Origin of the sequence: Vibrio sp. 070316B, from assembly GCF_013114115.1 — a bacterium.
Taxonomy (GTDB): domain Bacteria; phylum Pseudomonadota; class Gammaproteobacteria; order Enterobacterales; family Vibrionaceae; genus Vibrio; species Vibrio chagasii_B.
Genome location: NZ_VTYC01000017.1, coordinates 1 through 21,448, shown reverse-complemented (window position 1 = coordinate 21,448; position 21,448 = coordinate 1). Strand labels below are relative to the sequence as shown.

The 21,448-nt window shown below is 45.7% G+C and carries 17 protein-coding genes; 9 read left to right on the top strand and 8 right to left on the bottom strand.

Translation table 11 applies throughout. The features are described from left to right. The first annotated feature begins 13 nt into the window (after positions 1-13). Positions 14-2,431: a DNA topoisomerase (ATP-hydrolyzing) subunit B gene (gene gyrB / locus F0251_RS14025; RefSeq protein ID WP_061033945.1), complete on the top strand. Its 2,418-nt coding sequence runs from the start codon at positions 14-16 to the stop codon at positions 2,429-2,431. A 466-nt stretch (positions 2,432-2,897) separates the two neighbouring features. Beyond that, positions 2,898-3,332 (top strand): Hsp20 family protein, encoded by a 435-nt coding sequence (locus tag F0251_RS14020; protein ID WP_171731205.1) that lies wholly within the window; start codon positions 2,898-2,900, stop codon positions 3,330-3,332. A 253-nt stretch (positions 3,333-3,585) separates the two neighbouring features. Here the strand turns inward: F0251_RS14020 and F0251_RS14015 are convergent, their stop codons facing one another. The 4 genes from F0251_RS14015 to glyQ all read right to left on the bottom strand — a co-directional run bounded on the left by F0251_RS14015 (position 3,586) and on the right by glyQ (position 10,367). Beyond that, entirely contained in the window at positions 3,586-4,839 is a 1,254-nt protein-coding gene (locus F0251_RS14015; protein WP_061033943.1) for a valine--pyruvate transaminase, read from the bottom strand. Positions 4,840-5,093: 254 nt separating this feature from the next. Further along, positions 5,094-7,181, bottom strand: coding sequence for an alpha-amylase (locus F0251_RS14010; RefSeq protein ID WP_171731204.1), 2,088 nt, complete (start codon positions 7,179-7,181; stop codon positions 5,094-5,096). Positions 7,182-7,383: 202 nt separating this feature from the next. Continuing rightward, a complete protein-coding gene (gene glyS / locus F0251_RS14005; RefSeq protein ID WP_171731203.1) occupies positions 7,384-9,450 on the bottom strand; it encodes a glycine--tRNA ligase subunit beta in 2,067 nt (688 codons plus the stop codon). A 2-nt stretch (positions 9,451-9,452) separates the two neighbouring features. After that, positions 9,453-10,367 (bottom strand): glycine--tRNA ligase subunit alpha, encoded by a 915-nt coding sequence (gene glyQ, locus F0251_RS14000; RefSeq protein WP_017632669.1) that lies wholly within the window; start codon positions 10,365-10,367, stop codon positions 9,453-9,455. Between the two features lie 420 nt (positions 10,368-10,787). Here glyQ and F0251_RS13995 point away from each other — a divergent pair, with 420 nt between their 5' ends. Both F0251_RS13995 and F0251_RS13990 read left to right on the top strand, forming a co-directional pair. Beyond that, positions 10,788-11,345 (top strand): TMEM165/GDT1 family protein, encoded by a 558-nt coding sequence (locus F0251_RS13995; RefSeq protein ID WP_004739245.1) that lies wholly within the window; start codon positions 10,788-10,790, stop codon positions 11,343-11,345. Positions 11,346-11,492: 147 nt separating this feature from the next. Beyond that, positions 11,493-11,747 carry a hypothetical protein gene (locus F0251_RS13990; protein WP_008223224.1) on the top strand — a complete coding sequence of 85 codons (255 nt, stop codon included), beginning with the start codon at positions 11,493-11,495 and terminating at the stop codon, positions 11,745-11,747. 84 nt (positions 11,748-11,831) lie between these two features. Here F0251_RS13990 and tusA read toward each other — a convergent pair whose 3' ends face one another. After that, positions 11,832-12,083: a sulfurtransferase TusA gene (gene tusA, locus F0251_RS13985; RefSeq protein WP_004739242.1), complete on the bottom strand. Its 252-nt coding sequence runs from the start codon at positions 12,081-12,083 to the stop codon at positions 11,832-11,834. A gap of 149 nt (positions 12,084-12,232) precedes the next feature. Here tusA and F0251_RS13980 point away from each other — a divergent pair, with 149 nt between their 5' ends. Continuing rightward, the gene (locus F0251_RS13980; RefSeq protein WP_105057710.1) at positions 12,233-12,418 is read left to right on the top strand and encodes a hypothetical protein; all 186 of its coding nucleotides are present in this window, start codon (positions 12,233-12,235) and stop codon (positions 12,416-12,418) included. Between the two features lie 153 nt (positions 12,419-12,571). After that, positions 12,572-13,513, top strand: a complete 942-nt coding sequence (locus F0251_RS13975; RefSeq protein WP_105057711.1) for a LysR family transcriptional regulator — start codon at positions 12,572-12,574, stop codon at positions 13,511-13,513. An 82-nt stretch (positions 13,514-13,595) separates the two neighbouring features. On the opposite strand, the gene F0251_RS13970 is transcribed toward F0251_RS13975, so the two are convergent. The 3 genes from F0251_RS13970 to fadB form a co-directional block, all read right to left on the bottom strand. Continuing rightward, positions 13,596-14,576, bottom strand: a complete 981-nt coding sequence (locus tag F0251_RS13970) for an MDR family oxidoreductase (protein WP_061033939.1) — start codon at positions 14,574-14,576, stop codon at positions 13,596-13,598. Between the two features lie 243 nt (positions 14,577-14,819). Then, a complete protein-coding gene (gene fadA, locus F0251_RS13965; protein ID WP_061033938.1) occupies positions 14,820-15,983 on the bottom strand; it encodes an acetyl-CoA C-acyltransferase FadA in 1,164 nt (387 codons plus the stop codon). 26 nt (positions 15,984-16,009) lie between these two features. Beyond that, on the bottom strand, positions 16,010-18,181 hold the full coding sequence (gene fadB, locus F0251_RS13960) for a fatty acid oxidation complex subunit alpha FadB (RefSeq protein WP_061033937.1): 2,172 nt from the start codon (positions 18,179-18,181) through the stop codon (positions 16,010-16,012). A gap of 227 nt (positions 18,182-18,408) precedes the next feature. Here fadB and F0251_RS13955 point away from each other — a divergent pair, with 227 nt between their 5' ends. Genes F0251_RS13955 through hemG form a run of 3 tightly spaced genes read left to right on the top strand, consistent with a single transcriptional unit; the run spans position 18,409 to position 21,062 of the window. Then, positions 18,409-19,032, top strand: coding sequence for a YigZ family protein (locus F0251_RS13955; RefSeq protein ID WP_061033936.1), 624 nt, complete (start codon positions 18,409-18,411; stop codon positions 19,030-19,032). Positions 19,033-19,066: 34 nt separating this feature from the next. Then, entirely contained in the window at positions 19,067-20,524 is a 1,458-nt protein-coding gene (locus F0251_RS13950) for a TrkH family potassium uptake protein (protein WP_008223210.1), read from the top strand. 10 nt (positions 20,525-20,534) lie between these two features. Further along, the gene (gene hemG, locus F0251_RS13945; protein WP_061033935.1) at positions 20,535-21,062 is read left to right on the top strand and encodes a menaquinone-dependent protoporphyrinogen IX dehydrogenase; all 528 of its coding nucleotides are present in this window, start codon (positions 20,535-20,537) and stop codon (positions 21,060-21,062) included. The last annotated feature ends 386 nt before the right edge of the window (positions 21,063-21,448 follow it).

Sequence of the window (21,448 nt, the reverse complement as noted above, 5' to 3'; positions counted from 1 at the left end):
TCAGAGAGTAACTATGTCAGATAATTACGATTCATCGAGTATTAAGGTACTGAAGGGTCTGGATGCGGTTCGTAAGCGTCCTGGAATGTACATTGGCGACACGGATGATGGTACCGGTCTGCACCACATGGTCTTCGAGGTAGTAGATAACTCTATTGATGAAGCGCTTGCTGGTCACTGTAATGACATCATTGTTACTATCCATGAAGACAATTCAGTATCGGTACGCGATGACGGCCGTGGTATTCCAACTGAAATTCACCCAGAAGAGAACGTGTCTGCTGCTGAAGTAATCATGACGGTTCTTCACGCTGGTGGTAAGTTCGATGATAACTCATACAAGGTATCAGGTGGCTTGCACGGTGTAGGTGTTTCAGTAGTAAACGCACTGTCTAAGCAGGTTACTCTTACTATCCACCGCGGTGGTAAAATCCATACTCAAACGTACCACCATGGTGAGCCTCAAGCGCCACTAGCTGTGATTGGTGATACGGACCAAACGGGTACAGAAATCCGTTTCTGGCCAAGTGAAGAGACATTCTCAAATGTACTTTTCCACTACGATATTCTAGCTAAACGTCTACGTGAACTGTCGTTCCTAAACTCAGGCGTTTCTATCAAGCTGATTGATGAGCGTGAAGAAGATAAATCGGATCACTTCATGTTTGAAGGTGGTATTCAGGCGTTCGTTGATCACCTAAACACCAACAAAACACCGATCATCCAAAAAATCTTCCACTTCGACCACGAACGTGAAGACGGCATTACTGTTGAAGTAGCAATGCAATGGAACGATGGTTACCAAGAGAACATCTACTGTTTCACAAACAACATTCCTCAACGTGATGGTGGTACTCACCTTGCTGGTTTCCGTGCTGCGCTGACGCGTACTCTGAACAGCTTCATGGATAAGGAAGGCTTCTCTAAGAAAGCGAAGACAGCAACATCAGGTGATGATGCTCGTGAAGGCCTAACTGCGGTTATCTCGGTAAAAGTGCCAGATCCTAAGTTCTCTAGCCAAACTAAAGACAAGCTGGTTTCTTCTGAAGTGAAATCTGCCGTTGAACAAGCGATGGGTGAAAAACTGTCTGAGTTCCTTATCGAGAACCCAACAGAAGCGAAAACCGTTTGTACTAAAATTATCGATGCAGCACGAGCTCGTGATGCAGCGCGTAAAGCACGTGAAATGACGCGTCGTAAAGGTGCTTTAGACCTAGCTGGCCTACCAGGCAAGCTTGCAGACTGTCAGGAAAAAGACCCTGCACTGTCTGAACTATACATAGTGGAGGGTGACTCGGCAGGCGGCTCCGCAAAACAAGGCCGTAACCGTAAGAATCAAGCGATTCTTCCACTAAAAGGTAAGATCCTAAACGTAGAGAAAGCACGTTTCGACAAGATGCTTTCTTCACAAGAAGTAGCAACGCTGATCACAGCTCTTGGCTGTGGTATTGGCCGCGACGAATACAACCCAGATAAGCTGCGTTACCACAACATCATCATCATGACCGATGCCGATGTCGATGGTTCGCACATTCGTACGCTACTGTTGACCTTCTTCTACCGTCAAATGCCAGAGCTTATTGAGCGTGGTTACATCTACATCGCTCAGCCACCGCTTTACAAAGTGAAGAAAGGTAAGCAAGAGCAGTACATCAAAGATGAAGATGCAATGAACCAATACCAAGTGGCATTGGCTCTAGACAACGCAGCGCTACACGTAAACCCTGATGCACCAGCATTGGCAGGTGAAGCACTAGAGAAGCTAGTTCAGCAATACAACTCTGGTATCAAGCTGGTGGAGCGTATGAGCCGCCGTTACCCACATGCTCTAATGCATGAAATGATCTACATGCCTCGTCTAACTGCAGAGCAGTGTCATGATGAGTCAGCAGTAGAAGCATGGGGCAAGCAGCTAGTAGAACAACTGAACGCGAAAGAGGTTGGTGCAAGCCAGTACTCTCTAGAAGTTGAGAAGCATGAAGAGCTAGGTCTAAGCCTACCTAAGATTGTGGTTCGTACTCACGGCGTGACACACGAACATGCATTAAGCGTTGAACTGTTCAACTCGAAAGAGTACGGCAAGCTAGCAAGTCTAGCAGAAGCGTTAGATGGCCTGATCGAAGAAGGCGCTTACATCAAGCGTGGTGAGCGTACTCAAGCAGTATCAAGCTTCGTTGAAGCGCTGAACTGGTTGATTAAAGAGTCTCGTCGTGGTCTAAGCCTACAACGATACAAAGGTCTAGGTGAGATGAACCCAGATCAGCTTTGGGAAACCACAATGGACCCAGAGACACGTCGTATGATGCAAGTAACGATTGAAGATGCAGTCGGCGCAGACCAACTGTTCACCACACTAATGGGTGACCAAGTTGAACCTCGTCGTAACTTCATCGAAGAGAACGCATTGAAGGTTGCTAACTTGGATGTGTAGATTGTCCTAAAAAACAATCTGAAAATTTTAAAAGACTGCCAGAAATGGCGGTCTTTTTTATTGCCGATATTTTGATTATCTTTCAATAAGTTGGCTCGTCATCCTCAAGAGGGAGGAACGACCGAGTTGGGGATCTCTAGAAGCGCGTAGAAAAATTTTTAGCTCGATCCCTTGAAACTATTTTGCTCAATCCATATATCTATTTGTGAAGAGGATGACTGTCTTGCTCTACAAGAGAAGAAACAGAACCTTCATTACCGCTGACTAAGTATCGCTCAACAGAGGATAACTTTAGCAGCACACAACTTAAAAATTGATTCACTGTCATGTCCCAGTGTTGTCGCCAACAGAGGTGAAACCCGAGGAATGCGAATTGAATCTCTTAGCTGTTTACTTGGTCTCATACACAGGTTCGATCTAAGTAAAATTCGCAGCTAAGACTATTGCTTACTAGAAGGATAGCATTATGAGAACTGTAGATTTCACTCCACTTTACCGCAACGCAATCGGCTTCGATCGTCTATTCAACATGATGGAAGCGAACACATCGAAGAACACTTCTGGCGGTTACCCTCCATACAACATCGAGCAAAAAGACGAGAACAACTACCGTATCACTATGGCTGTTGCTGGTTTTGCTGATAACCAATTAGACCTGACTCAGAAAGAGAACATGCTAATTGTTAAAGGTGAGCGTAAACCTGAAGCAGAAAAAACCTATGTGTATCAAGGTATCGCAGAGCGTGATTTCGAGCGTAAATTCCAACTTGCAGACTACGTAAAAGTAGTAGGAGCAAGCATGGAAAATGGTCTTCTTCACATCGACCTAGAACGCGAAATCCCAGAAGCGATGAAACCACGTAAGATTGCTATCAATGGTAATGGTCTAATCGAAGGCTAATCCCCGTCATACTTGAAGCTACAGCGTTGTTGACGTCGTAAATTCCCCCTAATCACATAGGTTCCCTATGCTCATAGGGCTGAATTTTCTAGTCGCCTAGCTGAACCCCCAATTATTTAGGGTATTCAAGTGACAAAAAATATCGGGAAGTAAAAGTGAAAGAGCACCAGTACCTTGAAGAAGGTCGGTGCTCTTTTTTGTTTATCCTATCATCGTCATTCCATAGAGGGAGGAACGACCGAGTAGGGAATCTCTATTTGCTTTCGCTGTAAGCCTTTTTCACTTCTTCAGCAATAATCGCAATACCTTTTTGCATTGCTTCATCGTCTTGTACGTAGTTCATACGTAGGCACTGATGAGCATGATCCCACTCATCTTCTTGGCCGATAAAGAAGTATTCACCCGGAACAATCAGCACGCCGCGAGCTTTTAATCTGTCGTACAGTTCCATGGTGGTGATTGGCAGTTCATCAAACCATAGCCACAAGAAGATAGCGCCTTCAGGTTTGTGAATACGGAAACGTGGGTCATCAATCGCTTCTTGTAGCAGTTCGACAGCGCGCAAAGACTTCTCTTTATAGAAAGGTTTAATCACTTCGCTGCTTAAACGCAATAGATCACCTTTTTCAATCATGTGATTGGCAATCGCTGGCCCAACACTGTTTGGCGCTAAGCTTATGATGCCATTCATGTTGGTTAGTGCTTGAGTGACTTCTTCGCTCGCAATCACGATACCGCAGCGCACTCCTGGCAAACCAAGCTTAGAAAGGCTCATGCACAGAATCGTGTTTTCATTCCAGAATGGTTCGACATCTTCAAAGATGATGTTTGGAAATGGTAGGCCGTAAGCGTTGTCGATCAGCAGTGGGATGTTGTTCTCACGCGCGAGTTTATCCAACTTACGTACTTCTTCGTCGGTCAGTACGTTACCCGTCGGGTTGGTTGGGCGAGACGCACAGATAGCCGCGACTGAGTCATCAACCTTAAGTTGTTCAAAATCGACATGGTATTTGAACTGGCGGTTTTCTAGCAGTTCGATCTCTGGGTGGTAAGAGATAAAGATATCGTCATCAATCCCCGCATCGCCGTAGCCGATGTATTCCGGTGCGATTGGCAGTAGGATTTTCTTATGTGAGCCATCTGGCTGTTGGCCTGCTAGCAGATTGAACAGGTAAAAGAAGCCACTTTGACTGCCGTTAGTTAGGCTGATGTTCTTTTCGCTGATGTCCCAGCCATAGGTCTCTTTTAGCATTGCAGCGAGAGACTTAATAAAGCTGTCTTTGCCCTGCGGGCCATCGTAGTTGGCGAGGGCGGCGATGAGTTCTCCACTGGCGAGCATATCTGCACTGGCTTGGTTAAAGTAATCGAGCATGGCTGGGATAGCAGCTGGGTTGCCACCACCAAGCATGATTGCGCCAGGAGTGCGCAGGCCATCATTCAAATCATCCATTAAACGAGTGATTCCAGAGTAACGATTAAACTTTTCACCAAACTTAGAGAACTGCATTACTTATTTTACCTAATTCATTGTGATTGCTTGTTATGTGTCATTAAGGCAGACCTTATGTCTGCCATCAGTGTAATCCTTGAACATACCGCAATGTTTTTGCGACGCATAGCGCCAAATGCTCTAACACGTAAAAAACTTCTATAAAGTTTGGCTAATGAGTAACTGCTTGCTTATTGCACTGGTTTTTGAGATCAAAAAGGAGAAGCCGAAGCTTCTCCTTGAGTTTCTACTGTTTTATGTCTACGAACGCTTTATTTCGAACCGGTATACACAACCAACACCTTGTCATCTTGGTATTGACGTTCGAAGGCGTAATATCCCTTACTGTTGCGGATGATGTGCTTACCTTGCGCGACAGCAGGGTGGCGTTGGCGGAATTGTCCGAGTGCTTGCCAGTGCTTTAACAACTCGGCACGCTCTCCGGTGATTTGCTCCCAAGGCATGTCTGAGCGAGTGCCTTGCATTGGGTCTGATCCTGTTGGTCCAAAGTCACGGGCTATTTCATCTCCGTAATAGATCTGCACTGCACCCGGAGCCAGCATTAACGCATTCGCGGCTTTGGTTTGTTTGGCAAAGTCATTGCCGTGCTGCGTCCAGAATAGTGAGGTGTCGTGAGAGGATAAGTAACTCAACACGTTGAACTCGCTGTCACTGTTGATCTTCTCTGCATAGCGAAGGTAGTCAGCATCGAGATCGGATAGGCATTTAAGCGCTTTAGGGGCGATATCGCTCTGGAATTCAAAGTTGATGATCGAATCAAATCCGTTAGCGAAGTAATCTGACTTCACCACGCTGTGTGCCCATACTTCGCCGGTCATCCAGAAGGGTAGGTCATCTAGAGCTTTGTCTGGGTTGTTCTGTTTCCATTCAGCCAGTGCTTGGTTAGTGCTCTTTTTCAGTTCTGCCCACGCTTCCAGTTCAACGTGCTTGGCGGTATCGACTCTAAAGCCATCCACGCCGTATTCACGTACCCAGTCTGAAAGCCAAGTGATGAGGTGGTCACGAGGTGTTTTGAGTTCATCAGTCGCGCTGGTGGATTTGTTGCGATAGAAATTCGGTAGTCCTGTTGTTTCTTTCGATTCTGTTTTGAAATCAGGCAAGTGCGCTAATGACATGGTCAGATTGTTGTAACCTGGAGAGTCGTAAGCACCGATATCGCTGCGTAGCCAGGCTTTGCCCCACCATTTTTCCCACGCCTCTTTGTCGCCGTAAGAGATGTAGTTGTTGAAGTAGTGCCAGTTCTGACCTTTAGCAGGTTGCCAATCTGTCCAGTTCTCACCCAGCGTTTTTGTTGCTTCTTCATCACTCAGGTTGAGCTTACCAAAGTCGAACTCCTGCATATCGGCAAGGGTAGCGTAGCCTGTGTGGTTCATGACTATGTCCCAGATGACACGAATACCTTTGCTGTGCGCGGTATCGATGAAGGTTTTTAGCTCGTCTTCGGTACCCATGTTTTTATCAAGTTTGGTCCAATCTTGATGGTAGTAACCATGGTAGCCATAGTGTTTGAAATCACCACGGTCACCACCGCCAACCCAACCATGTATCTGCTCTAAAGGAGATGTAATCCAGATAGCATTAGCACCCAGTGATTCAATGTAGTCGAGTTTTTCGGTTAAGCCTGCTAGGTCACCGCCGTGGAAGGTGCCGATTTCATTTTGTCCATCTTGGCTACGGCCGTAACTACTGTCGTTGTCAGGGTTGCCGTTGTGGAAACGGTCTGTCATCACGAAGTAAACCGTGGCGTTATCCCAACTAAAATCTGCTTTGGTTTCAGGCTCTACCTTTTCTAGCAACAAAACACCTTGGCTATTTTCTGCTGGCTGCATGGTGACACTGCCGTTAGTGACTGTTGTTTGTATTCCGGAAAGGGCATCTCTGATCAAGGTGCCATCGTCAAAGGTTTGAGCAACATTGATGGTCGTCGGTGCGCCACTAGGTACTGGGCAGGCAAAGCTTTGGAGTTGTTGCTGTTTTGGCTTTATTTGAACCGTTAACTCATTAGTTTGCGGGTTGAGAGTAAACTGGTAGGTATTCGCGCGAAAGACCTTAATGGCGAGCTCAGATTTCTCGGCGCAATCGTCTAGGCGAAGGGGCTTATTGAATTTGATGCGACTCTCTTCCGCCAGTGCATAGTTGGTGCCACAGGTGTTTTTACTGTCGCTGATGGAGAAGGTATAGCTACCTTTAGCGAGTTCCTGTTCTGCGATCACAGTGCCTTTGCCTGTTGATTTGAATACCGCGGTGTCGTTATCAATCGTCAGTAATAGGCTGTTGTCGCTGGTTTGACTGCATGCGCTGAGAGCAAGCATTGAAAGTGCGAGTACTGTTTTTTTCATTGTTCCCTTCCCCTGAATAAACAGGTCAGTTATAGCAAACAATGCCCTCTACAGTCTGAGTGCTGATTCATTCAGTTAATCAATAACACCTCTACAAACAAATGCTTGGTTCACAAAAACAAAAAGGGAAGCTTTCGCTTCCCTTTGGGTATTTACCTTTCGTTGCTCAGAGCATCGCTTTGAACAGCTTCCTCACTTGCACTTATTTTTGCAGTAGAGAGATATCAGCAATCTGTAGGAACAGGTTACGTAGGTTATTCAGTAGCGTTAGACGGTTCTTCTTAAGCGCTTCGTCATCAGCCATAACCATTACGTTATCGAAGAACGCATCAACAGGCTCACGTAGAGCTGCTAGCTTGCTTAGGGCTTCTTGGTAGTTACCTGTAGCGAATGCTGGCTCTAGTGCTTCTGTCATTACGGCAACGTTTTCAGCCAGTGCTTTCTCTGCATCTTCTTGAAGAAGGGCTAGATCGATATCAGCTGCTAGCTCACCATCGAATTTCGCAAGGATGTTACCTACACGTTTGTTCGCTGCTGCTAGTGCTTCTGCCGCTTCTAGTTCACGGAAGTGAGAAACCGCTTTAACACGTTGGTCAAAGTCAGCTGGCTTAGTTGGACGGTTAGCTAGTACTGCCTGGATGATATCCACGCTGAAGCCAGCATCTTGGTACCATGCACGGAAACGACCTAGCATGAAGTCGATAACGTCAGCTTCTACGTTGTCGTTGGTTAACTTGTCGCCTAGTAGTTCTTTCGCTTTTGCGATCAGCTCCGTTAGGTCTAGGTTGTAGCCGTTTTCAACGATAATACGTAGCACACCTAGTGATGCACGACGTAGAGCGAATGGGTCAGAACCTTTTGGAGCTTGGCCAATACCGAAGATACCTACGATAGTGTCTAGCTTGTCTGCCATTGCTACTGCAGAAGAAATACCAGTGCTTGGTAGGTCATCACCCGCGAAACGAGGCATGTACTGCTCGTAAAGTGCTAGTGCAACCTGCTCGTCTTCGCCATCGTGAGTCGCGTAGTGCATGCCCATTACACCTTGAGTATCCGTGAATTCGAATACCATAGAGGTCATTAGGTCACATTTAGCCAGTAGGCCTGCACGCTTAGACTTCTCAACGTCAGCATCGATTTGCTCAGCGATGTAGCCAGCAAGCTCTGTGATGCGGTCTGTTTTGTCTTTGATAGTACCAAGTTGCTTTTGGAAGATAGCTTGGTCTAGTTCTGGAAGACGGTCGATCAGAGGACGCTTACGGTCTGTGTTGAAGAAGAACTCTGCATCAGCAAGACGTGGACGTACCACTTTCTCGTTACCTTCGATAACGTGGCGAGGCTCTTTAGACTCGATGTTCGATACGAAGATAAAGTTAGGAAGTAGCTTCTTGTTTTCATCGTAAACAGGGAAGTATTTTTGGTCACCTTTCATGGTGTAAACCAAGGCTTCAGAAGGCACCTTTAGGAACTCTTCTTCAAACTTCGCTGTTAGTACTACTGGCCATTCAACCAGAGACGTTACTTCTTCTACTAGATCATCTTCTAGCTCAGTGATACCACCGACAGCAGCACCTGCTTTTTCAGCATCAGCAAGGATGATTGCTTTACGCGCTTCGTAATCTGCCATTACTTTACCGCGCTCTTCTAGGATCGCTGGGTATTGCTCTGCAGAATCGATAGTGAACTCTTGCTCACCCATGAAGCGGTGACCACGGATAGTGCGGCCAGATGCTACGCCTAGGATCTCACCTTCGATAAGGTCAGCGCCCATCAGCATAGTCAGTGTTTTAACCGGACGGATGAACTGAGTCGTCTTGTTACCCCAGCGCATCGGCTTAGCGATAGGCAGGTTACCTAGTGCTTTAGCCGCTAGATCAACAACGATTTCAGACGTTGCTTGGCCTTTTACTTCTTGTTTGAAAAGAAGCCATTCGCCTTTGTCTGTTACTAGACGGTCAGCTTGTTCAACCGTGATGCCGTTACCACGAGCCCAACCTTGAGCCGCTTTTGTTGCGTTGCCGTCAGCATCGAATGCGACAGAAACTGCTGGGCCACGTTTTTCAACAACTTTGTCTTCTTGGCCTTCAGCCAGTGCTGCTACTTTAAGAGCAAGACGACGAGGTGCTGCGTACCATTTCACGCCTTCGTGCGCTAGGTTTGCGCCTTTTAGCTCAGCTTCGAAGTTTGCCGCGAATGCTTCTGCTAGAGTGCGAAGTTGCGTTGGTGGTAGCTCTTCAGTACCCAGTTCAATTAGAAAATTCTTCGCCATGATTATTTGTCCTTCTTACACATTGGGAAGCCAAGCGCTTCACGTGACGCGTAGTACGCCTCAGCAACTGATTTAGTCAGGTTGCGGATACGAAGGATGTAACGTTGACGCTCTGTTACAGAGATTGCTTTGCGCGCATCAAGGATGTTGAATGCGTGACCTGCTTTTAGAATACGCTCGTAAGCTGGAAGCGGAAGTGGCTTCTCAAGCTCAAGTAGCTCTTTACACTCTTTCTCGCACTGATCGAAGAAAGTGAATAGGAAATCTACATCTGCGTGTTCGAAGTTGTATGTTGATTGCTCAACTTCGTTTTGGTGGAAGATGTCACCGTAAGTCACGTTAGAACCGTCTGGTGCTACGTTCCATACTAGGTCGTAAACAGAATCTACTTCCTGGATGTACATTGCTAGACGCTCGATACCGTAAGTGATCTCGCCAGTTACTGGCTTACACTCTAGGCCGCCAACCTGTTGGAAGTAAGTAAACTGAGTTACTTCCATGCCGTTTAGCCATACTTCCCAACCAAGGCCCCATGCGCCTAGTGTTGGGTTTTCCCAGTTATCTTCAACGAAGCGAATATCGTGAACAAGTGGGTCAACACCAAGAACCTCTAGTGAGCCTAGGTACAACTCTTGGATATTGTCTGGCGATGGTTTTAGCGCTACTTGGAATTGGTAGTAGTGCTGCAGACGGTTAGGGTTTTCACCGTAACGGCCATCGGTCGGACGACGAGAAGGTTGAACGTAAGCTGTAGACATTGGCTCTGGGCCAAGTGCTCGTAGACATGTCATTGGGTGAGAGGTGCCTGCACCTACTTCCATATCTAGAGGTTGAACAATGGTACAACCGTTTTGAGCCCAGTAATCCTGCAGCGCGAGGATCATTCCCTGGAAGGTTTTGATATCGTATTTTTGCATAGTCAGGTTCGCGCGATTCTTTTAAATGAATGAGAAAAATAACCTCTGAGTATACCGAGATATTCGTAAAGCGAGTAGGGGTAATCTTGTTTAATTAGTGGTCTAAAATGTCGTTTAATGGATTTTTTTGCCTTTAATGTTTGTTTTTCGGTGCAAGTAGATATTTTGATAAGTTTGACACTTGTTTTTGACTACGTGGGTGATTAGAATCTCGCGGTCTTTGGGGAGTAGCTTACTTGTTCATATCCTAGTGAATGAGTTCGTTCGTCAACATAATTGATGCAAAATCATCATGGCGTTCGAGGCAACCACCACCTTGGTGGCGCTTAGCAAGACCTTAGACAAGCATCGTGAACCGGGATGGGGCGCGAGGTTTGTCTTTGGTTAAATATAATAATCTCCATCCCAAATGAGCATGTCGTGAGCGTTTTAGCAATTTCAATTACAACTGTCGCCTTAGCCGAGATCGGTGATAAGACCCAGTTGCTATCCCTTTTATTAGCCAGTCGATATCGAAAACCGATACCTATCATTGCAGCCATCTTCTTTGCCACCATAGCCAATCATGCTCTTGCAGCATGGCTCGGTGTGGTCGTCGCCGATTACTTATCGCCAGAAGTTTTAAAATGGGTGCTGGTGGTCAGCTTTATTGCAATGGCGGGCTGGATTCTGATTCCCGATAAGCTCGATGATGACGAACAGATCTCAAACCGTGGTCCTTTTGTTGCCAGCTTCATTGCGTTTTTTATCGCTGAAATTGGTGATAAGACTCAGATTGCGACTTCTATTCTAGGGGCACAATACGCCGATGCTTTGGCGTGGGTGATTCTGGGTACAACCATAGGCATGTTGCTGGCGAACGTACCTGTGGTGATCATTGGTAAGCTGTCGGCAGATAAGATGCCTCTCGATCTGATTCGTAAGATCACAGCCCTGTTATTTGTTGGTTTGGCTATCGCTGCTGCGTTTTACTCATGAGTGTTTTGAGTCTTATTATACTCAACCAGTGGAGTAATGTGTTGTAGGTCATACTCTTACAGAATTGTGGGTTTTATCGAGCGAATGGACATATAACTGTCATACTTGTCATGATATTTTAATCTTGTGAGTTTAGAACACGAGGGCATGATTATGTTGACGCGTTATATGGGTATTACTCCACAAAGCCAAAGCTATCTATTTACCTTTGGTCTTGCTCTTACACTATTAGGCATGGTGCTGACGGACATGTGGCTACCAATGGTCGCCGGCGCTATGATCATGACTGGACTTGCAGTTGAGGCTTGGATTCGAGTCGCACATATTATTCCGATGCGTAAAGACATTCGAGCGTTACAACAACAGCTTGATTATCTGCAAACCAAGTCTAGAGATGAATAAACAAAAAGCCGCTGGTACTCTGAGTTCTGCTTGAGAACATAAGGTACCAGCGGCTTTTTTTGATGTTTGATTCTCGGTGGGGCGTTAAGCCTCCAATCCCTTTTTGATCAAATACTGGTATGGCAGCGTTTCTGTCTCTTGGCCTACCAACTGGTGATCCATGAATCGACAAAAGCTCGGGATATCTCGAGTGGTCGACGGATCGTCAGCTTTTACCAGTAACACATCGCCATCCTGCATGTTTCTAATTGTCTTCCTGACCATCATTACTGGCTCTGGGCAACGCAGGCCTTCAGCTTCTAAAGTATGGGTTGCCAGTTCAGGTTTGAATGTCATGGTTTGTATCTCTATATCTATCTAACGTGTGAATAATACGTCTGCAGAAAAAATATGCAATAAGTGCTTGGCAAACAGAATCATTTCCTATAACTTAGTTAACAAGTTGATAACAACTTGAAACAAAGGCAACTAGCTAAGGAGTGGCGATGTTGACAGGATTAGATAGATTAACAATTTATTCGGTTCTCTGTTTTATTTCTTTTTGTGCGTTAGTTTTACGCTCATCGACAGAGACCTCACTGATGCCTATTTTTGGCATAGTAGCAACGATTATTGGTATTTGGGTTGAGATGCGCCGTTGGCAGAGTGTAGCCGAAGAGCAAGAGCACTAACCTAAGTACAGCAAACAAATTCCGATACGACATTCCGACACTATCCCCAAATTTTCTTGGGCTTCCCCGCGTAATTGCGGGATTTTTTTTATCTAAAGCATGCTATAAACAAGTTAGTGAACAATGATCATTGTATTCAGCTAGGTAAGTGGCGTGGAATTAGAAGACATCTATCGTAGAGACCTTAATTTATTGGTCGCTTTAAAGGTATTGATTGAAGAGGGTAGCGTTAGCCAGGCCGCGCTTCGTCTTAACTTGAGTCAGTCGGCAACCAGCCGAGTACTCGGGCGCTTAAGAGACCTGCTCAACGATCCTCTGTTTACTCGTCAGGGCCAACACCTTATTCCGACCAAAAAAGCGCTCGAGATCAGCCAGCGAATTGATCAGCCTTTGGAATCATTCCGTCAACTCCTTAGCCCTAGTGATTTCGACCCTTACTATTGCAGTGAACGCTTTCTAATTGCGACCACTGATTATGCGATGCAAACCATTTTGCCGTATGCACTGCCGAAGATTTATGAGCAAGCACCGAATATCTCTTTAGAATTCGCCCCGCTGCAGCATGAGCATTTGTTTAAGCAGCTTAGTACCGAGCGCGTCGATATGGCGATTTGCCGACCAAGTGGCAGTGTTGTACCACTTCATCAAGAGGTCCTTGGCCCTGTGGGGGTGTCGTGCTTACTCTCTAAAAATCACCCCTTGGCAGACAACTCGTTGAGCCTTGAAGATTATGTCTCTTTGCCTCATGCGATGATTGCGATCAGTGATGGTGTAAAGGCTTTATTGGACAATGCTTTAGCCAATCAACAACCCAGAAAAATGGTACTGCGTGCTTATCATCTTGAAGCGGCATTGGCGATTGTCGATAGAATGCCGTTAGTGATTACGGTACCTGCTGATTTGGCATACTTGGTTGCAGAGCGTTATGACTTAGTCGTTAAGCCGCTGCCATTCGAGTTTATGCCATTTGATTACTCGTTGATTTGGCATTCACGCTGCGACTCTTCTGCATCACAACAATGGTTGAGAAGAGTAGTCAAAGAAGAGTGTGGTGAGTTAATTCAAAAGCGGATTGCCGATGTCGGCTTGGGTTAGAGTAAATAGCAGATAGCAAAAAGGGCTGATCACATGTTCAGCCCTTTTATTTTATTACGTGTTGCTTTTAGAGTGCGAGCGATTACAGCTTGATAACTACACGGCCTGTAATTTGACCATTAGTGATGTCTTCTGCCGCTTGAATCGCGTCATCTAGAGATACTTCTTTTGTCGCGCTGTTGTAGAAAGACTCAGGTAGTAATTCAGCCAGTTGTTCCCACGCTTTAATGCGTTTTTCACGAGGGCACATAACAGAATCAACACCTTGCAGGCGAACGTTACGTAGAATGAATGGCATTACCGTTGTTGGTAAGTCAAAGCCACCTGCTAGACCACAGATTGCAACCGCACCGTTGTAATCAATTTGTGCCAATACTTTCGCAAGTACTTTGCTGCCTACAGTGTCGATAGCACCAGCCCACATTTGTTTCTCAAGTGGTTTCGCTGGCTCTTCTAGTTCAGCACGCTCAACAATGCGAGTTGCACCTAGTGATTTTAGTAGCTCACCATTCTCTGAAGCACGACCTGTTACTGCTGCTACTTTGTAGCCTAGCTGGTTTAGTAGAGTGATAGATACGCTACCTACACCGCCACTTGCGCCAGTCACTAGGATTTCACCGTCTTCAGGTTTGATACCTGCATCGACAATAGCTTGAACACAAAGCATAGCAGTGAAGCCTGCTGTACCAATCGCCATTACTTTCTTAGCGTCTAAGCCTTTAGGCATTGGTACTAACCAGTCACCGTTTAGGCTTGCTTTCTCAGCCATGCCACCCCAGTGACCTTCACCAACACCCCAACCAGTTAGAACCACTTCGTCGCCTGCTTTGTAGCGAGGGTCATCAGATTGTGAAACTACACCAGAAAGGTCGATACCAGGAACCATAGGGAAGTTGCGAACAATGCGCCCTTTACCTGTAATCGCCAAACCATCTTTGTAGTTCAAAGAAGAGTAGCTTACATCGATCTTCACGTTACCTTCTGGTAATTGAGACTCTTCAATTTGAGAAACTGATGCGATAGTTTTTTTGTCTTCTTGGTTTAGTACAAGTGCTTTAAACATGATCTGCTCCATGGGAGAAATATTAGGAAACTGAAGTAACTTTAGTTGAATCGTTGTAGAAAAAATAATGAAACATCAACATTGAATCTATGCGTTTTATGCATAGATGTCGTTGGCTACTTTCCTCCTGATTGAGTTTGCTGAACGAACCTATCGTTTGTCTGATAGCTAGAAATAAAAAGTGCAGCTATATAAAGATAGCTGCACTTAAGATTATCCGACAAATATTACCGTCGATGAGTGCTATGGGCGTTCAAATACCGTTGCAATACCTTGGCCTAAACCAATACACATGGTTGCTAATCCGTATTTCACGTCTTGCGCTTCCATTAGGTTGATTAGGGTTGTAGAGATACGAGAGCCTGAACAGCCTAGAGGGTGACCTAGTGCAATGGCACCGCCATTAAGGTTCACTTTTTCGTCAACCACATCCAGTAGACCTAGGTCTTTAGCACAAGGTAGAGATTGTGCCGCAAATGCTTCGTTCAGCTCAATCACACCCATGTCTTCAATTGTTAAACCTGCACGCTTAAGCGCTTTTTGAGTTGCAGGCACTGGGCCGTAACCCATGATTGAAGGATCGCAGCCTGCGATAGCCATAGACTTAACGCGAGCACGAATCTTAAGACCCAGTGCGTTAGCTTTTTCTTCACTCATGATAAGCATTGCCGATGCACCATCAGATAGAGCTGATGAAGTACCTGCAGTTACTGTACCGTTGGCAGGGTCAAATACAGGGCGCAGCTGAGATAGGCCTTCAACCGTGGTTTCTGGGCGAATCACTTCATCGTAATCTAGAGTAAACAGTGAACCGTCAGCAGCGTGACCTTCTGTCGGTAGAATTTCGTTTTTAAAACGACCTTCAACCGTTGCTGCTTGTGCACGAGCGTGTGAACGTGCAGCGAATGCATCTTGGTCTTCACGGCTAATGCCATGCAGCTTACCAAGCATTTCAGCGGTTAGGCCCATCATACCTGCAGCTTTTGCTACGTTCTTTGACATGCCAGGGTGGAAATCAACACCGTGTGTCATTGGTACGTGGCCCATGTGTTCCACACCACCGATTAGGCAAATTTCCGCATCACCAACCATGATTGAGCGAGTTGCATCATGCAGAGCTTGCATAGATGAACCACACAAACGGTTAACTGTGACGGCACCAATCTCAATTGGTAAACCAGCCAGTAGCGCAGCGTTACGTGCAACGTTGAAGCCTTGCTCTAATGTTTGCTGTACACAGCCCCAGTAGATATCTTCGATCTCTGAAGGGTTAACTTCTGGATTACGCTCTAAAATACCCTTCATTAAATGTGCAGACAGATCTTCAGCGCGAGTGTGACGGTAAGCTCCACCTTTGGAACGTCCCATTGGGGTGCGAAGGCAATCAACAACAACTACATTATTCATTTTGCTATTCCTTTTCCAAATGTGGGTTACAGAGAACTTGCTTGTTGAGCGTCGTAAAAGCTTTCGCCTTTCGCAGCCATATCAAGCAATAGTTGAGGAACTTGGTACATTGCACCTAAGTCTTGGTAGCCCTTCGCCATTTCTACGAAGTTACCAATACCCACACTGTCTAAGTAACGGAATACGCCGCCTCGGAATGGAGGGAAGCCTAAACCGTAAACCAGTGCCATATCCGCTTCTTGCGGTGTCGCGATGATGCCTTCTTCTAAACAAAGAACGACTTCGTTGATCATTGGAATCATCACACGTTGGATAATTGTTTGGTCATCAAAATCTTGTGGTGCTTGGCATACGTCAGCCAAGATAGGAAGAATGTCTTCAGAGAAGGTCTTCTTCGGGCGACCACGCTTGTCTACGCTGTATGTGTAGAAACCGCTACCGTTTTTCTGACCGTATTTTTCAGCAACGTAAAGTGCATCAATCGCATCACGACCTTCTTTGCCCATACGCTCTGGGAAACCTTGCGCCATCACAGCTTGTGCGTGGTGTGCTGTGTCTAGGCCTACAACGTCTAGTAAGTAAGCCGGACCCATTGGCCAACCAAACTTGCGCTCCATTACTTTATCGATCTTAGTGAAATCAGCACCGTCACGTAGCAACATGCTGAAACCGCCAAAGTAAGGGAAAAGTACACGGTTAACGAAGAAGCCTGGGCAATCATTTACAACGATAGGGGATTTGCCCATCTTCGCTGCGTAAGCCACAACGCGATTAATCGTCTCTTCTGAAGTGTGCTCGCCACGGATGATCTCAACCAAAGGCATGCGGTGCACTGGGTTAAAGAAGTGCATACCACAGAAGTTTTCTGGGCGTTTCAGAGATTTCGCTAGCAGGTTGATAGGAATTGTAGAAGTATTTGAGGTCAGTACAGTGTCTTCACCGACTAGGCCTTCCACTTCGCTCAGTACCGCTGCTTTTACTTTTGGATTCTCCACCACGGCTTCTACAACAACGTCTGATTGCTCAACACCAGCGTAATGCAAGCTTGGAGTAATCGAAGACAGGATACCTGCCATCTTGAAGCCATCTAAGCGACCGCGAGATAGACGCTTATTCAATAGCTTCGACGCTTCGTTCATACCAAGATCAAGCGATGCTTGTGCGATGTCTTTCATCATCACTGGCACGCCTTTCAGTGCAGATTGGTAAGCAATGCCGCCACCCATGATGCCTGCACCTAGTACAGCAGCACGTTGAGTGTCTTTGTTTGCTGACTTACCTGCTTTTTTAGCAAGACCTTTGATGTATTGGTCATTTAGGAACAGACCAACCAGTGCTTTCGCTTCTTCAGATTTCGCTAGCTTGATGAAGTGTTTACGTTCGATATCGAGTGCTGCATCACGATCGCTGCGTGCTGCTTCTTCAATCGCAATCACAGAAGTAATCGGAGCTGGGTAGTGAGGGCCAGCTTTTTGAGCAACGAGGCCTTTCGCCATGGTAAAGCTCATCATCGCTTCGAGTTTGCTTAGCGATAATGCTGATGTTTTCTGTTTGCGGCGTAATTGCCAGTCTAGTTTTTCATTGGCAGCCAGAGAAACGGTATTGATTGCCGACTCTAGCAGTTGGTCTGTTTCTACAATCGCGTCTAACAAGCCAATTTTTAGTGCTTCATCAGCTCGGCAAGCTTTGCCTTGAGTGATGACTTCCATTGCACTGTCAGCACCGATAACGCGAGGCAGGCGCACACAACCACCAAAGCCAGGCATGATGCCAAGTTTGGTTTCAGGTAAGCCAATGCTGGTGGTCTTGTCACCGATACGGAAGTCAGTTGCCAATACACATTCACAACCGCCGCCTAGGGCATGGCCGCGCATCATTGAAAGAGTTGGAACAGGAAGGTCTTCTAGCTTGCTGAAGATGGAGTTTGCAAATCTTAACCATTCATCAAGTTCTGATTCTGGCTTGGCAAATAGACCAAGAAATTCAGTGATGTCTGCGCCTACAATGAACGCGTCTTTGTTTGAAGTTAAGATTAAACCACGTAGTCCTGCGTGAGCTTTAAGAGCGTCTAACGCTTTGTCTAGTGATTCTAAAGTAGCAAGGTCGAGTTTGTTTACAGAGGCTGGAGCACAGAAGCTTAATTCTGCAATGCCATCTTGTAATTCCTTTACCTGTAGGGTGTTAGCTTGGTAAATCATTGTCTATCTCCATGACATACAATCCACGATTGTTTGAGAGAATCTTGTTGTCTTTCTATTATTGTAGAATACCTGGTAAGACCAGTTATCTTAGTCTGTACCTCTGCAAGATGAATTTCAATACATTTTTTAAACAATTGTTTAACATTGTGCGATAGCACAGATCCTCTAACCCTTATTATTCACGCGTGATACACTTCGCCGCTCTTATTAATTAAGTTAACGATATGAATGAACAGCCTTATTTAATACCGTCAGCTCCAGCTTTGTTTGAAGAAGAGATCAAGAAGAGCATCTTTATTACCCACCTTGCGCATACTCCAAGTGTAGGAGCCGCGAAGCAGTTCGTGGAGCAGGTAAAAAAAGAGCACGCTTCAGCGCGACATAATTGTTGGGGCTTTGTTGCTGGTCGACCTGAAGACTCAATGCTTTGGGGCTTTAGTGATGATGGAGAACCCTCCGGTACCGCGGGTAAGCCTATCTTGGCGCAATTGTCTGGATCTGGTGTGGGTGAATTAACGGCTGTCGTCACGCGTTACTCTGGTGGAATTAAGCTTGGAACTGGTGGTTTGGTTAAAGCTTATGGTGGCGGAGTGCAACAAGCTCTCAAGCTGCTTCAAACTATCGAGAAAAAAATAACCACAAAATTACGGCTAGAGTTAGACTATGGCTTTGTGCCAATCGCACAATCCATCATGGCTCAGCATCAGGCTGTTGAGGTCCAAGCGGATTATGGTGTGCAAGTTGAGCTTATTATTGAGATAGAGCTCCTGCAGGTAGATGCGTTTACCCAAACCATGATCAATAAAAGCGGTGCTAAGGCACTGGTAACGAAAGTCAAAGACAACTAGGAAGTGTGAAGCATTTCGCTTCGTTCAATAGCTCATGCAATTTCGCTCAATTATTCGAATCGTCGGATTATTATTAGCACTTTTTAGTGTATCAATGCTCGCACCTGCGTTAGTCGCTCTGATCTATCGAGATGGTGCGGGTGTGCCATTTGTAACGACTTTCTTTGTTCTGTTATTTTGTGGTGCGACGTGTTGGTTTCCAAACCGACGTTATAAGCATGAGTTAAAAGCGCGCGATGGCTTTTTGATTGTGGTTCTGTTTTGGACGGTAATCGGTAGTGCGGGTGCGTTGCCGTTTTTGATCGCTGATAACCCCAATGTTTCGGTAACCGATGCCTTCTTCGAATCCTTTTCTGCACTAACCACTACCGGTGCGACGGTGATTGTCGGCCTTGATGATTTACCTAAGGCGATCTTGTTTTATCGCCAGTTCCTGCAATGGTTCGGTGGTATGGGTATCATCGTATTGGCGGTAGCCATTCTTCCTGTTCTGGGTATCGGTGGTATGCAGTTGTACCGAGCTGAGATTCCAGGCCCGGTAAAAGACAGCAAAATGACTCCGCGTATCGCTGAAACGGCAAAAGCGCTGTGGTACATCTATCTCAGCCTAACCATTGCTTGTGCGGTGGCGTTTTGGCTAGCCGGTATGAGCTTCTTTGATGCAATCAGTCATAGCTTTTCTACTATTGCTATTGGTGGCTTCTCCACTCACGATGCAAGCATGGGCTATTTCAACAGCCCGGCTATTAACATGATTACCGTGGTGTTCCTGCTTATATCTGCATGTAATTACTCTCTTCATTTTGCTGCATTTGCTTCGGGTGGTGTGCATCCTAAGTATTATTGGAAAGATCCTGAGTTCCGCGCCTTTATCTTTATTCAGGCAGTACTGTTCTTGGTTTGTTTCTTATTACTGCTCAATCACCACTCTTATGATTCGTACTATGATGCTTTCGACCAAGCCTTGTTCCAAACCGTGTCTATCTCTACGACCGCGGGTTTTACAACGACGGGTTTCTCAGAGTGGCCATTGTTCTTACCCGTACTGCTTTTGTTCTCTTCTTTTATAGGGGGATGTGCAGGTTCTACGGGTGGTGGTATGAAAGTGATTCGAATCTTACTACTTACTCTGCAAGGTGCTCGTGAAATGAAGCGTCTTGTTCACCCACGGGCTGTCTATACCATCAAGGTTGGCGGTTCTGCACTACCACAACGTGTTGTAGATGCGGTCTGGGGCTTCTTCTCTGCATACGCATTAGTGTTTGTGGTTTGTATGCTGGCTCTTATTGCAACTGGTATGGACGAGTTGAGTGCTTTCTCTGCGGTAGCGGCGACATTAAATAACCTTGGCCCGGGCCTTGGTGAAGTCGCGGTGCACTTTGGCGATGTGAACGACAAAGCAAAATGGGTACTTATCGTATCTATGCTGTTTGGCCGATTAGAAATCTTCACCTTATTAATCTTATTGACCCCTACGTTTTGGCGTAGCTAAGGACAACATTGTGGCAAAAGCGTTATTTTTGTATTCAAGCCGTGAAGGGCAGACCAAGAAAATCTTGAACTATATAAAAGAAGAAATGAGTGAGTTCGAATGTGAGCTTCAAGATCTGCACACTATTGGCAAGGTGGACTTTGCTCAGTACGACAGAGTGCTGATTGGCGCATCGATTCGTTATGGCCACCTTAATAAGAAGCTATATCAATTTATTGATGCCAACCTTACTCAGTTGCAATCAAGCAAGGTTGCGTTCTTCTGCGTGAACTTAACGGCGCGTAAAGAAGACCAAGGCAAAGATACACCAGAAGGCAGTGCTTATATTAAGAAGTTCCTTATCAAGTCTCCATGGCAGCCGACTTTAATCGGTGTATTTGCAGGTGCCCTCTATTACCCACGCTATAACTGGTTCGATAGAACCATGATCCGCTTTATTATGAATATGACAGGTGGTGAAACGGATACAACGAAGGAAGTTGAGTACACAAACTGGGAAAAAGTCTCTTTGTTCACTGAAAAACTGAAGAATATGTAAGAGAAAAGCCTACTTTTGAGGCGTTTTGAGTTCTTTTTAATCGAACGAATAAAAAAACGAAAAAAACTTAAAAAAGGGCTTGCCAGTGTGATCGAAATCTCTATAATGCCACCTCGCTGACACGGGATGGCTTCTTAGGAAACCTGAACGAACCAGCAAGCCAAATTAGCCAAGCCAAGCGCTTGAAAAAAGTTTTGAAAATAGTGGTTGACACTAAAGCTTAAATCGCTAAAATGGCCGTCCGATTTGAGCGAAGCTCAAAAAGGAAAAGCTCTTTAACAGTTTAAACCTATCAATCTGTGTGGGCACTCGTTGATGAATATCAAAAATTGATTCTTAGGAATCACATTGATTTCAATGAACTGAGTGACCAATCGATAATTTAT

Excerpts from the sequence above, each read along its gene's own strand:
- glyS (WP_171731203.1), bottom strand. The coding sequence starts at position 9,450 with ATGGCGAAGAATTTTCTAATTGAACTGGGTACTGAAGAGCTACCACCA.
- F0251_RS14010 (WP_171731204.1), bottom strand. The coding sequence starts at position 7,181 with ATGAAAAAAACAGTACTCGCACTTTCAATGCTTGCTCTCAGCGCATGC.
- F0251_RS13990 (WP_008223224.1), top strand. The coding sequence starts at position 11,493 with ATGATTATGTTGACGCGTTATATGGGTATTACTCCACAAAGCCAAAGC.
- F0251_RS13980 (WP_105057710.1), top strand. The coding sequence starts at position 12,233 with ATGTTGACAGGATTAGATAGATTAACAATTTATTCGGTTCTCTGTTTT.
- tusA (WP_004739242.1), bottom strand. The coding sequence starts at position 12,083 with ATGACATTCAAACCTGAACTGGCAACCCATACTTTAGAAGCTGAAGGC.
- F0251_RS13950 (WP_008223210.1), top strand. The coding sequence starts at position 19,067 with ATGCAATTTCGCTCAATTATTCGAATCGTCGGATTATTATTAGCACTT.
- glyQ (WP_017632669.1), bottom strand. The coding sequence starts at position 10,367 with ATGCAAAAATACGATATCAAAACCTTCCAGGGAATGATCCTCGCGCTG.
- fadA (WP_061033938.1), bottom strand. The coding sequence starts at position 15,983 with ATGAATAATGTAGTTGTTGTTGATTGCCTTCGCACCCCAATGGGACGT.
- F0251_RS14020 (WP_171731205.1), top strand. The coding sequence starts at position 2,898 with ATGAGAACTGTAGATTTCACTCCACTTTACCGCAACGCAATCGGCTTC.
- F0251_RS14015 (WP_061033943.1), bottom strand. The coding sequence starts at position 4,839 with ATGCAGTTCTCTAAGTTTGGTGAAAAGTTTAATCGTTACTCTGGAATC.
- F0251_RS13970 (WP_061033939.1), bottom strand. The coding sequence starts at position 14,576 with ATGTTTAAAGCACTTGTACTAAACCAAGAAGACAAAAAAACTATCGCA.
- gyrB (WP_061033945.1), top strand. The coding sequence starts at position 14 with ATGTCAGATAATTACGATTCATCGAGTATTAAGGTACTGAAGGGTCTG.
- F0251_RS13955 (WP_061033936.1), top strand. The coding sequence starts at position 18,409 with ATGAATGAACAGCCTTATTTAATACCGTCAGCTCCAGCTTTGTTTGAA.
- fadB (WP_061033937.1), bottom strand. The coding sequence starts at position 18,181 with ATGATTTACCAAGCTAACACCCTACAGGTAAAGGAATTACAAGATGGC.